The sequence below is a fragment of the Leptospira idonii genome (assembly GCF_004770995.1).
GTDB lineage: Bacteria > Spirochaetota > Leptospiria > Leptospirales > Leptospiraceae > Leptospira_A > Leptospira_A idonii.
In genome coordinates this window covers 1-13,041 of the sequence record NZ_RQHW01000070.1, presented here as the reverse complement: position 1 = coordinate 13,041, position 13,041 = coordinate 1, and the positions used below count along the sequence as shown (strand labels likewise).

The 13,041-nt window shown below is 35.6% G+C and carries 13 protein-coding genes; 12 read left to right on the top strand and 1 reads right to left on the bottom strand.

Going from position 1 to position 13,041, the window contains the following annotated elements:
- The first annotated feature begins 475 nt into the window (after positions 1–475).
- Positions 476–1,471 carry an AAA family ATPase gene (locus EHS15_RS17070; RefSeq protein ID WP_135761805.1) on the top strand — a complete coding sequence of 332 codons (996 nt, stop codon included), beginning with the start codon at positions 476–478 and terminating at the stop codon, positions 1,469–1,471.
- Positions 1,472–3,781, top strand: a complete 2,310-nt coding sequence (locus EHS15_RS17065) for a S8 family peptidase (protein WP_135761804.1) — start codon at positions 1,472–1,474, stop codon at positions 3,779–3,781.
- A gap of 105 nt (positions 3,782–3,886) precedes the next feature.
- Here EHS15_RS17065 and EHS15_RS17060 read toward each other — a convergent pair whose 3' ends face one another.
- Positions 3,887–4,306: a helix-turn-helix transcriptional regulator gene (locus tag EHS15_RS17060; protein ID WP_246052271.1), complete on the bottom strand. Its 420-nt coding sequence runs from the start codon at positions 4,304–4,306 to the stop codon at positions 3,887–3,889.
- A 21-nt stretch (positions 4,307–4,327) separates the two neighbouring features.
- Here EHS15_RS17060 and EHS15_RS17055 point away from each other — a divergent pair, with 21 nt between their 5' ends.
- The 10 genes from EHS15_RS17055 to EHS15_RS17005 all read left to right on the top strand — a co-directional run bounded on the left by EHS15_RS17055 (position 4,328) and on the right by EHS15_RS17005 (position 13,011).
- A complete protein-coding gene (locus tag EHS15_RS17055; RefSeq protein ID WP_135761803.1) occupies positions 4,328–4,546 on the top strand; it encodes a helix-turn-helix domain-containing protein in 219 nt (72 codons plus the stop codon).
- A gap of 339 nt (positions 4,547–4,885) precedes the next feature.
- Positions 4,886–5,122 (top strand): type II toxin-antitoxin system Phd/YefM family antitoxin, encoded by a 237-nt coding sequence (locus tag EHS15_RS17045; RefSeq protein ID WP_135761801.1) that lies wholly within the window; start codon positions 4,886–4,888, stop codon positions 5,120–5,122.
- Positions 5,123–5,524, top strand: coding sequence for a type II toxin-antitoxin system VapC family toxin (locus EHS15_RS17040; RefSeq protein ID WP_135761800.1), 402 nt, complete (start codon positions 5,123–5,125; stop codon positions 5,522–5,524).
- 582 nt (positions 5,525–6,106) lie between these two features.
- Positions 6,107–7,120, top strand: a complete 1,014-nt coding sequence (locus tag EHS15_RS17035; protein ID WP_135761799.1) for a hypothetical protein — start codon at positions 6,107–6,109, stop codon at positions 7,118–7,120.
- A gap of 218 nt (positions 7,121–7,338) precedes the next feature.
- Positions 7,339–7,674: a type II toxin-antitoxin system RelE/ParE family toxin gene (locus tag EHS15_RS17030; protein WP_135761798.1), complete on the top strand. Its 336-nt coding sequence runs from the start codon at positions 7,339–7,341 to the stop codon at positions 7,672–7,674.
- A complete protein-coding gene (locus EHS15_RS17025; RefSeq protein ID WP_135761797.1) occupies positions 7,671–7,970 on the top strand; it encodes a helix-turn-helix domain-containing protein in 300 nt (99 codons plus the stop codon). Before EHS15_RS17030 ends, EHS15_RS17025 begins: the two co-directional genes overlap by 4 nt.
- A gap of 646 nt (positions 7,971–8,616) precedes the next feature.
- Complete coding sequence (locus EHS15_RS17020; protein WP_167884273.1) at positions 8,617–9,681, top strand: C2 domain-containing protein; 1,065 nt, start codon at positions 8,617–8,619, stop codon at positions 9,679–9,681.
- Positions 9,682–9,867: 186 nt separating this feature from the next.
- The gene (locus EHS15_RS17015) at positions 9,868–10,656 is read left to right on the top strand and encodes a hypothetical protein (protein WP_135761795.1); all 789 of its coding nucleotides are present in this window, start codon (positions 9,868–9,870) and stop codon (positions 10,654–10,656) included.
- A 194-nt stretch (positions 10,657–10,850) separates the two neighbouring features.
- On the top strand, positions 10,851–11,783 hold the full coding sequence (locus tag EHS15_RS17010) for a restriction endonuclease (protein WP_135761794.1): 933 nt from the start codon (positions 10,851–10,853) through the stop codon (positions 11,781–11,783).
- A 217-nt stretch (positions 11,784–12,000) separates the two neighbouring features.
- Positions 12,001–13,011 (top strand): HNH endonuclease, encoded by a 1,011-nt coding sequence (locus EHS15_RS17005; RefSeq protein ID WP_167884272.1) that lies wholly within the window; start codon positions 12,001–12,003, stop codon positions 13,009–13,011.
- Positions 13,012–13,041: the final 30 nt, after the last annotated feature.

Sequence of the window (13,041 nt, the reverse complement as noted above, 5' to 3'; positions counted from 1 at the left end):
TCTCACCTTCTGTCTTTATATAAAAACGAATAGACTTGCGACTTCGTATAACTACGGCTTACCGCTTCGCTACGGGACTCGCACAGCTCGCCCTTGCTCGGGTTTCACCACATTGGCTACTGTCACTCCTCTTGCAAGGCAAGCGTCGTGCCAGTTTAGCCAACGTCGGCAAGCCTAGTTCGTTATCTGCCATGTCGCGCCCCTTCATTTATAGCGCCTGCCGTCCGTGGCAGGCTTAGAATTCAGGTCAATTTAAGCTCGAGGCAGAATCTGTTTTAGAGCATTTTATAGTGTTTAAAAGACTTTTGTCCGAAGGGCAAATATACTCGTATTATAGCCTACTTTCTACAATTTGGATAATTATTTACCTTGCATTGAGAAAAGGCTAATTTCGAAAGTTGTAAAAATTCGAAATTTGATTTATACCTCTATTTTGCAATCATACCGAGAATATACATAGCACCGGAGAATTATTATGCCAACGGCAAAACATTTACGATCGATGTTTCAGTCAGCTTCAAATGGAGATACAGAATCCTTCAAGCGAGTAGCCGAAGAAATAATCAAAGAAGAGCGTGCTAAACAACATCATCTTCTTGCGAATGACTTAGAGCGAATTTTGTATGGAAAGCAAACTGATGTAAATAACTTAAAAATATTAAATCATAATGTACCTCTTGATAAGGAGAGAGGACTGCCTTTATTATCAGTCATGATGCCCTCGCGTTCAATTGATGACATTATTCTTTCAGATGAAAACCGTTCATTAATTGATGAAATACTGTTAGAACAAAATCGCAAAGATGTTCTTGTAACATACGGGCTTAAACCTGTAGATAAAATTCTTTTCTATGGCCCTCCAGGTTGTGGGAAAACGATAACTGCAGAAGCATTAGCATATGAACTTGAACTTCCTCTGGCTATATTGAGAATTGATTCCATTGTTTCCTCATATCTTGGAGAGACTTCATCGAATTTACGCAGCATCTTCGATTATATAAAGAATAATAGATTCGTTGTTCTTTTTGACGAATTTGACGCATTAGGAAGAGAAAGAGCGGATATCTCAGAACATGGCGAAATAAAGCGGGTTGTTAATGCATTACTCCAGATGTTTGACGGTTATAGAGGTGATAGCATCTTGATAGCTGCAACAAATCACGAATCAAATCTAGATACTGCAGTTTGGCGCCGTTTCGAGGAGGTTTTATCTTTTACTCTTCCAAATTTAGAGCAAATAAAGAAATTGTTAGAATTAAAATTAAAAGGTGTTCGACGGAATTTATTAGTTGAGATAGGGGAACTAGCAAATCGATTAAAGGGATTAAGTCACGCTGATATTGAAAGAATAATCAGAAGAGCAATAAAAGATATGATTCTTCAAGGAAAAGAATTCTTGGAGGATCGTCAAATCGAAAGTTCCCTTTCTCGGGAAGAGGCCAGAAAGAGACGACTACAGGAGAATACTTAAATGCCTGGAGTATATGAACACATTAGATTTCAAAAAGAAACTTTAATCAAAGAACGACGTGGACGATCATTCCCGCCACCTAAATTTGACACAAATCCGAAAGAACATGCAACTTTACTCACAAGTCAAATCAAATCGGCTAAAGATCGATTTCGAGACGATGAATTCCCCGGATTTGATGATAGATTATTACTAAAACTTAAAGTAAGAGACCGTTATGATGCTTCTGAATTTGAAACAATTCCAGGATTTCAATTTATTAGTCAGGAAGACAATGAAATCGTACTTCTGTTTGCAGCAGAAGAAGCATTGGATGAATTCGAAAAACGATTAGCAACCTTTGGCGCAACGGGAAATGTTACGCGCAAGGATCTTATTGAGGCGTCGAGGGCAATTGATTTGTGGACCCCGGAGGATAGAAAAGGCGAAATACTTAGAAAAGAAGGAATTCCTAAGTCTGAAAATTTTCTCCTAGATGTTGAGCTATGGCCGATTGATCAATCTGCAACTCGATCCAAGATGCTCGCTTCCTTCAAGGATTGGTTAGAAAAGAAAGAGATTATTTTTCTTGATTCGATATCGAACGATTACGTAACGATCATACGAGTTCGGTGTAATAAAAAAAATTGTGAATCATTGTTTCACTACCGAGATGTGAGGACAATTGATATTCCTCCAAGATACACCTTAGAATATTCTCTTTTACAAACAGACCTAACAGAATTACCTTCACCTGCTGTTCTTCCTGATACTGCAACAAGAGTAGCAGTGTTGGATAGTGGAATCAATTCCAATCATCCTTTATTGAAAGGCGTGGTTGGCGATAATCGATCGTATATACATTCAGAAAGCCCGACGGACGCTACCGGTCATGGAACTGCTGTTGCAGGTATTGCCACTTACGGTAATATTGAAAATTCTATAAATAGCAAAACCTTTATCCCACATGTTTGGATTTTAAGCGGCAGGATTTTGGATGAAAATAATGATTTTAATGAAGAATTTATTGAAAATCAGATAGAGAGAGCGGTAAAAGAATTCCATTCTGAATATAGTTGTAAGGTATTTAATTTATCAATAGGAGATGAAAAGAGACCTTACAAAGGAGGGAAGGCCGGAGTCTTATCAATGATGCTAGATAATCTATCGCACGAATTGGATATCTTATTTGTTGTTTCGAGTGGTAATTTGAATAAATCTGTCATTCAAGATAAATTGAAAAGGGGACTCAAATACCCTAATTATCTTCTTCTTGATTCAGAAATATTAGAGCCAAGTAACGCAATTAATGTATTAACGATAGGCGGTATTTCTAGATATGATAAATCAAGAACAGCGGGAAGATATCCTAATGATCCTTCATATCAGCCTATCGCTCATATTGAATCAGTTTCTCCATTTTCAAGATCCGGACCTGGAGTTGCAGGCTGCATAAAACCTGATTTAGTTGCTTATGCAGGCAATTTAGCTTTCGATCATAGATCTAAAATGATTTTAGAACATGGACTCGGCGAAATTAGCTTAAATAACCAATTTAGTTCTAGTAATTTGTTCTCTGAATTTTGGGGGACTAGTTTTTCGGCTCCGTATATTACTCATTTAATTGGTCGAGCATTTTCATCGATCAGCAACGCTTCGGCTCTACTTGTTCGAGCCTTGCTGATCAGCAATGCTCGGAGTGAATTTTTGAATTTGCCAAATCAATTAAAGGAAGATGAAAAACTTCGTCTTGTAGGATACGGAAAAGTCGATGAGGAATTTTTATATCGTTCATCTGAAGACGTTGTGGTTTTATATGCTACAGACACAATTCAAAATGATAAAAATCATTTTTACGAACTTCCTTTCCCTCCAGAGTATTTTTCTGGGAAAAGAAAAAGAGAGATTACCATTACGTTGTCGTATTATTCTTTTGTCAGAAATACGAGAGTAAGCTATAAAGCGACGCGTCTTTTCTTTAAATTTGTTAAAGGCGACTCCTTGGATAAAGTAGTTACTATGTTTGACAAAGAGACTCCAAAAGATTCATATAAGAATATTCCAGAATACACAAATAATAGAAATATAACTTCTGAAGCCCGTAGTAATGGAACAATCCAATCATCTACATGGACTTTAAAACAGCCTAAAGGCAACTCTCGTTATTTTGTTGTGGTAACAAGAAATGATTTTCCTTGGGGCGAAAAAATTGCCAAAGAGAATGAAGAATACTCATTAGTAATTGCGCTTAAAGACAGAGAACAACAAGAACCTAAATTATACACAAGAATAACTAATTTGATTAAGCAAAGGTTTAGAGGCCGATTATAGACGAAATATAAATTTAAGCTTGTCCCGGTTCTCACGAACCGGTTCACCCGAACGCTTCGCGATCGGAACGCAGAATTTACACTTAACTCGTTCTAATTGCCCTCGTTAAAACTGCTTCGCAGATTTGACTCGGACTTTCTTCTGTGCTTTAATGACCGCACTAGTAGTAAATACAGAGTAAAAGAAAAAGGGAGATTTTTTATAGAGCTTCATGAACTTTAAAAACTCGTCCATATACAACCTACATTTACCGGATTCTATCTTTGAAATCTGACTTCTGCTTTTTTTAATAATCTTACCGACCTGTGCTTGAGTAAGGTTAGCTTCTTTTCTCGCAACTTTTAGCTGCTGATAGAAAGCTTTCTTTTCTTCCTCGGAAATTCTTCTTATGATCTCCGATTTAGGTCGTTTTCGAACAATACCTTGAGACTTGTTTTTAGATTTTTCCGTCATAAAGAGACCTTTTTGAGCAGAGATTCGTAAAGAATACATGCCCCGCGGTATACTGCGTTCACTTTTTGTCAACTATGCCGCAATATACCGTGTGTGGATTTCGAAGAATTTTTAATAAAAGTCGGAAAGAATATTCAGAAAGTTCGAAAGGAAAAGGGACTTACTCAAGAAAATATGGATGAAGGCGATTATGCTGTTCCTGTAAGGACTTTACAGGATATTGAAGCGGGCAGGGCTAATTTTACTGCTAATTCAATTTTCAAGCTCTCTAAACGATTAAAGGTTAAACCCAAAGACCTTTTGGATATTTAAACACCATTACGTTAAATCTTAAATAGCAATTCTATTGGTGTTCCCTAACCGGCTCAGCCTTCCGTGGCTTCGCTCGGTTAGACATTCGGGGCGCGCACAGCAGATAACTAAAAATTGTCGCAGCGCTGCGGGATTGCTTCGCAACCCTTGCTTGGGCTTCGCCAAATTCCGCTTTGTCACTCGTCTTGCATACGCAAGTCTCGCGCCAAGTCCTTCGGACGCGCGGAACTTCGACAATCATGCGTCGTTATACGCAATGGGCAAAAGCTAATTCCAAATAAGAAAAAAGATAAATTCTTTTCTTGACAACTTGTCAACTTAAGTTAAGTTTAAAATATTATGAAATCTTTTCCTGTTGGTGAGCTAAAGTCCCATTTCTCTGAAGTACTTGAATATGTTAAGAATGGTGAAAGGGTCGGTATTCTTTTTGGTAAAAATAAGAAAACAATCGCCATGATTGTTCCGGTTAATCAAAAGACCAATGTAAAGAGAAAAATTGGGATACTTGACGGAAAGGTCAAAATATCATTTGAAAAAAATTTCTCCATTACTGAGGAGGAATTTCTAAATATTTAAATGGCATACCTTTTAGATACACATGCCTTACTTTGGGTCATTGGTGACTCAAAACAATTAAGTAAAAAAGTTACTATGATTATTCAGGATCAAGATAATCAAATTTCAGTAAGTTCTATATCTTTGTGGGAAATTTCTTTAAAATATAAACTCGGTAAACTTAAACTCTCTGGTTTTAAACCAGAGGATATTCCTAAGCTTCTTGAAAAATTAAATATTAATATCATTGAATTAAATCAAGAGGAAGCCTCATCTTATCATAATCTCAAGGAAGATTTCCATAGAGATCCTTTTGATCGAATGCTCATATGGCAATGTATCTCGAGAAAACTTACATTCATTTCTAAAGATTCAGAAATGAAGAAATATAAAGTTTCTGGATTAAAAACTATTTGGTCTTAATTACCCACTGCGTATAACTACGGCTTATCGCTTCGCTGCGGGATTGCTACGCAACCCTTGCTCGGGTTTCACCACATTGTCCTCCGTCACGCTTCTTGCTTAGCAAGAAGTCGCGCCGACGCTAACGCCTCCCCAGAGGCTCTGCTACGGACAACGTCGGTAAGCCTAGTTCGTTAATTGCAATTGGTAAAAATTAAGTAAGAAAGCGCGCAAATTGAGAAACAAAGAAATGGAAAGAACGAAAGTCTTTAAGAGTTACTAACTCGAATGCTGATACTGATTTTCAAGCGATGCTAACTATTTACACTAATTAAGAAAATAAGAAGACAATTTGCGCGCTTGCTTTCACTACACTTCGTATTTTTATCTAATCTAATACGATACCAACTGCAATTAACTACCGCTTACCGCATCGCTTCGGGATTCGCACTGCTCACCCTCGCTCGGTCTGCGACACATCCCTCTCCGTCACACTCCTTGCATTTGCAAGGAGATGCGCCGACGCTAACGCCTCCTCCGGAGGCTCAGCTACGAGGGACGTCGGCAAGCTTAGTCGTTATGCGTCATCACTAAATAATTATTATGTTTGAAGGAAAATTTGTAGGCTTTTTTACCAATCCTCCATTTTGGGCAGGGCCAATGCCAAATTTAACAAAAGAACTTAGTGAAAACGAATTTCAAGGTAAAATGACGCAATGGAAGGCTAAATATGGAGATAAAAACTATAAGATATTAATAATGCGCGATGGAATGATTTATTTAAGGCATGAGTTAATTGAAAAATTATACGAAGAACATATAAATAAAGAAATATCTTTTTTCGAAAAACTCGATACAAGAACACAATTAAATCTATTATATTTTGATTTTATTAATTGCGTCAAAGTACTGATAGATTCAGCAGTAGTAAAAAAAAGAAAATTTGATTATTTTAAACCAAGACCGACTGCACAAAGAGAGCTACTGCGGTCAACAATCTATCAAGGGCTTCCCTACGATGAAACAGGTCTAGATGGAGAATCAGGAAAATATTATTATGGCAGGATTCTTCAATTATACTCCAAACCTCTAATTGATGATCGAAGAATCTATAGTAGACAAGAAATTCGATTAGAATATCTTTATCAAGCTTTCAAAGATATAGCACTTATAGCAGATAGCCTTCCAAAAATTCGTGTATTAAGTTTATACTCTTCGTCTTTATATCATTATCTTAGCCTAGATTTTCCTAGTTCAATCATCCTGGGGTGGTTTATAATTGAATACTTTATAAATAGCATTTATAATGCAAAGATTAAAGAGAAAAACTCTGATAGAAACCCCATTGCAAAAAAGATTGAATCAATTAGAAAAACTAATCTTATCGACATAGATATTTTAGATAATATTGATCATCTCAGACTTCTACGAAACGACTTAATTCACTGGTCTGAAAAGAAAGTTAGTAAAGATAATAACCTCTTACTAAATCCATACACTCCGCCCATATCCTTAGATGATTGCGAGCTTATGTTCAAAACCATTGCCTTTCTTATATTAAGAGAATTTAAGATTGAGTTAGGATTGAGATTTGGCTTTGCTTACTCTCTTATTTAACGGGACGACGCATAACTACGGCTTACCGCTTCGCTACGGGACTCGCACAGCTCGCCCTTGCTCGGGTTTCACCACATTGGCTACTGTCACTGCGCTTGCTGAGCAATCTCGTGCCAGTCTAGCCAACGTCGGCAAGCCTAGTTCGTTATGCGTAATGGCTGGAAAATTATTACAAAAACGAAGCTTGACAATTATATCAAATATGATATAATTTAATCGTGAAGTTCAAAATTCAGCTCCTAGAGCCTGCAGAAGATTTTCTTCTAAAACTAGAAAATAAACTCAAGGCAAAAGCTTTTAAAACAATTGAACTACTGGCTGAATTCGGTCCTGAACTCAGAGAGCCGTTTTCAAAGAAAATCCAAGGCTATACAGGATTATTTGAACTAAGAATTAAGCAAGGATCTAATATTTGCAGATTATTCTACTTTTTTCAGAAACGAAAAGTCATTATAATCACTTCTGGTTTTATTAAGAAAGATCAAAAAACAGATAAAGATGAATTAGATAAAGCATATAAACTTATGAATACATTCAAAGGAGAATTAATATGAAATTGAAAATTAAAGACTTTGATTCACTTTTAAATAAAGAGCTTAAAAATAAAAATTTCAAAAAAGAATACGATGCTCTTTCAAATGAATTTACACTCGCTAAAGAAATCATTAAACTCCGAAAAAAGAGAAATTTAACCCAGAAAGATTTAGCTGAGAAAATAGGGACTTCGCAACCTGCGATTGCAAGACTTGAATCTGGAAATTACACTAATTTATCACTTTCCTTTATCAATCGTCTTGCGAAAGCTTTAGATGCAGAACCAATAATCCATTTGAAAAGTAAAAGCGCATAGCAAAAACACAGCCACTACGCATAACTACGGCTTACCGCTTCACTTCGAGACTCGCAATGCTCGCTCTCGTTCGGGCTGAAGCCACATTGGCTTTCCGTCACGCTTCTCGCTGAGCAAGAAGACGTGCCGTCTGCCAACGTCGGTAAGCCTAGTTCGTTAATTGCAATTGGTAAAAATTAAATAAGAAAGCGCGCAAATTGAAAAACAAAGAAATGAAAAAGACGAAAGCCTTTAAGAGTTACTAACTCGAATGCTGATACTGATTTTCAAGCGATGCTAACGATTTACGCACTAAATTAAGAAAAGAATAAGACAATTTGCGCGCTTGACTTCACTACACTTCGTATTTTTATCTAATCTAATAAAATACCAACTGCAATTAACTACCGCTTACCACATCGCTTCGGGATTCGCACTGCTCACCCTCGCTCGGTCTGCGACACATCCCTCTCCGTCACACTCCTTGCAAATGCAAGGAGATGCGCCGACGCTAACGCCTCCTTCACAGGCTCAGCTACGAGGGACGTCGGCAAGCTTAGTCGTTATGCGTCATTGACCAAAGAAAAATATTATGTATAGAAAACTCGTTATTACTACCTTAATTTTCATGTTATGTATGAAAATTTTTTCACAAGATCAATCAACTATGAAATTTCAATATTTAGCAGGAGACTCAATAAAGATACCTGCTCCAGTTGGAATTACAAATAGACTTCTAGGAAGTACTTTCGATACAAACTTCAAAAATCAGAACGATAAAGCCTTTGAAAAAGGAGAGATTGAAATCATAAATGAAGAGCAATATATTTCTGAAATCAATATTTTAGATAATGAAGCTTCCTTGATAGCAAACGCAAATTTCTTGGGTTTCATTAATGGCAATTTTTCAAATTTAAAAGATGATCGTTATGCTCTACTTTCAGTATATCATATTTCAAAGACCGCAACATATTTACCTGAAGGAAAGCCCATTGATTCTGCAGATGTTTTCTTAAAAAGAATATATTACGGTTGGTCAATACATTATGTTATTAGCGGTAATAAATCATCTTTTTCTAGCGAAGCAAAAATGAAACTGCTATCTCTCTCTAATATTTTACCAACTGCCGATATTTCTTATACTCTTGGCGAATTTAAACTTGAAAGTCGTATTAAACTAGTTGGACTTTCAAACAACCAAAAAGTTCCAACTATAATATCAGATCCTCATGAGGTTAATAAATATTTTCAAGCCTCTCAAAAAGAAGTTCCAATATTTGTTGAATACGAAACAATAAAACCCTTAAATACCACAAGAATAGATTTTGAATCTACAAAATTCAAGCAAGGTGATTATATTATTAAATATATAAAAGCTGAAATTTCAAATTTAAAACCCTCAAACAACAAATCATGGGATATTTTCCAAGAGTTACCTGATCCATTTTTGCAAATCTTCGAGAATGGAAAAATTGTCTTCACTTCTGATAAAATCTCAAACAAACTCAATCCCACTTTCAATATTGAGCGGAAGTATTCTTTGAAAGAAGGTGACTTGCTTCAAATTGGCTTATATGATCACGATATGCAAAATCATGACTATATTGGGGACGCCTGGATCACTTACGATGAACTAATACAACATGAAATTAATAAAGAGATAGAATTAAATGTTAGAGACGGTTCTGGCATTAAAAACATAAAAATTAGACTTACGCCTAAGGATAAATAAGGTCAACGACGCATAACTACGGCTTACCCGCTACGCTTCGGGATTCGCATTGCTCACCCTCGCTCGGCCTAAAGGCACATTGGCTACTGTCACTCCTCTTGCATACGCAAGTGTCGCGCCAGCTTAGCCAACGTCGGGTAGCCTAGTTCGTTATGCGAAATAGTGTAAATTTTAATTAAATTATTTATGAATTTATCAGAAAAAATAACAGTATTTCAGCAATTCTATAATCTTTCCGAATACAGATTTAAAAGCATAGAGAGAAAATTTGGAGAAGAAACCCTAAAAAACATATATCTTTACGAAGTTTGCCCAGGAGGAAGTCGAGGTGGACTTGATAATTACTATGTTGAAGTCTTTTATGGGTATCGTACATTTAATCGTCATCGAAGGTTAAACATAAACCATCAAATAGTTAATGAAACTGAAATTGAGTATGGAGCTCGCCTTAACTTCAATCAAATAGCAAACGGTGATATATTTGTTTCTTTAACTCCATGCTGGAGTAAAAAATTAATGCCAATTGAAGAAGAAATCTTTTTAGATTTTGTTAAAAATCCAAACAAATTACTAAAAAAGAAAATACAAATAAAATATTGGAAATACTTTTCATCTTATACTAAAGTAACATCTCTAATTGGAGAACCAGATTTATTAGATCGATTTAGGGTATGGAAATTACGAACTTTCAAAACACTAATTATTGATAAAAAACAGATTAAACCTAAAATCCAAAAATTCTTAGCCAAGTCCGTTGAATATGCACTTACAGTAGGATTTAGTGGTTCTCTCTTAGCTCTTTTACAGTTTTTCTGTAAAGGTGAAGATCATTCTAAAACGATGATAGAAAAAATGGAAATAATTATTAATGAACAAAGTAACATATCCAAAACAATAAAAGATTTAAATCATAAGAATATCTTAGAAGAGCAATTGAAAGAATTAAATAAAATAAATAAAAATATTGTAAAATAAACTACACTACTTCGCATAACAGCATGGAAACGCTGCGCTTCGGCACTGCTGGCCTCGCTTGGGCTGCGCCACATTCCCTTTCTGTCACTCGCTCGCATACGCAAGCTACGTGCCAGTCCCTAACGTCCCGTTCGGGACTCAGGGTCAGGGAACGTCGTCTCCACTAGTTCGTTAGCCGCCATAAAAGGAAATCTATGGAAAAACCAGGTAATATACTATTCATTAAGTTAGGAAACAGCGGTTCTTTTGAAAAGGAATCAATAGAAATAAATTCTTCAATAAAATTGGGTTATGAAGCAATTGATTTTATAAAATGCAAAAATGGGCAATGGGAAGATGTTTTAGTTGAAATTAAAGAAAAATACAAAACGGAAAAGTCCTCTACGACTAGCCATAGAAATCAAATAAGAAAATTTTTTGAAGAGCCAAAAACTACAATGTGGGTAACATTCTATCAATCTAAATTGTGGTATTGTTATGCAGACGAAGAAATCTTGCTAAATCCTGATGGAACTAAAGAAAGAAAAACAATAAAAGGTTGGAAGGATATAGACTTACACAACAACACTCTTTTCATCCAAAATCTAAGCGGTAGATTAACTAAAGTTCAGGGATTTAGAGGCACTATTTGCGATATAAAAGAAAAAGAATATCTACTCAATAAAATTAATGGACTTCAAAGTGCTGAGCATAAATCAGTTGAACTAAATTTAGCAGAATTAAGAAAATCATTGATTAGTTTAATTAAAAAGTTAAATCCTAATGATTTTGAAAATTTTGTTGATCTACTATTCCGATCTTCAGGATGGTCAAGAATTGGAGTATTAGGCAAAACAACAAAAAACATAGACATAGAACTTATCTCACCTATCACTAATGAAAGAGCGATAGTTCAAGTCAAGGCACAGAGTAATCTAAGCATATATAAAGACTATTTAGAAAGGCTCGACGGTTTTGAACAAGATTACGAAAAGGTTTTCTTTGTAACACACTCACCCACACAAGATCTAGAAAAATATATAAAAGAATCTACCTTGGAAAATTTCATTTTTTACGATGCAAATAAACTCTCCGAACTCAGTGTAAATGCCGGATTAATAGAGTGGCTGATAAATGTTGCCAACTAGTCCTTTTACTGCGGCTAACTACGCCTTACCGCTACGCTGCGGGATTCGCTTCGCTCACCCTTGCTCGGGCTAAAGCCACATTGTCCTCCGTCACGTTTCTTGCTTAGCAAGAAATCGTGCCGACGCTAACGTCTCTTCGAGACTCAGCTACGGACAACGTCGGTAAGCCTAGTTCGTTATACGTCATTTTGCCAAAAACATGAACAACAATTGCTATTTGCCAGTATCTGATCATACGCATAAAAGTTCTAATGAACATATTTTTCCGAAATCTATTGGAGGAAAACTTAAAGCAAAAAACTTATTATGCCAAAAACACAATAGCCTATTCGGACACTCAATCGATGCAACTTTAGAAAAAGCTTTCCTTCCTTATTGCATTATGCTAGGTGTAAATCAAATATCTAACAGAAACGAAAAACATTTTATCGCCAATATAGGTAATCGCAAGATTAAAGTCTATGCAAATGGCCGTACAGAGTTAGCCAAACCAAGTCTAAATTCAACAATTGATGAAACAACGGGAATAGAACAAATTCAAATAGAGGCACCTAATGAAAAATATTTGAACCAACTTTTGTCACAATTGAAAAAAGATCGACCAAATCTGAAATCGCAAGTTAAAACTGAAAACAAATATAATGTTAGAATAGATACAATTGATTATCAGCCAAGCTTTAAGATTCCATTTTTCGACAAAGATATCCATCGATCAATTTGCAAAACCCTAGCAAATTATTGGATCTATAGTGGGAAACCGAAAGACAGCATAAAACCACTTATTCAATATATACTTGATCAAAACTTGCTGCCAATCGTTCCATTTTACAATACAGAAATTATACTAACCAAACCAAACAAAGCAATATTAAATTCATTAGTAATAGTCGGATGCTCTCATCTCAAAAAACTTGTTGGATACGTTGAACTTCTTGATGCTTATCGTGTTATAATACAAATCGATTCAAATTATTCCGACCTAGACTTTTGTTTACATTTTTCTGAAAATGTATTTACAAATGAAAATTTTAATAACCTTCAGATTAATCACCAAGCATTGTTAGACTTTAATGATTACCATCTTAAAGCTGAATTATTGGAAGAAACGAAAATAAGTAAAGGCTTCGCTCGATTTGCTTATTTTGCTAAACAAAAAGCAGATTTTTATCAATTAGTAAATCTGTACAAATATAGTATTCGCCAGTCACACTCTTCTAACTTTTATTAGGTTAAATGATTTCTTCCTGATCTAATTTTG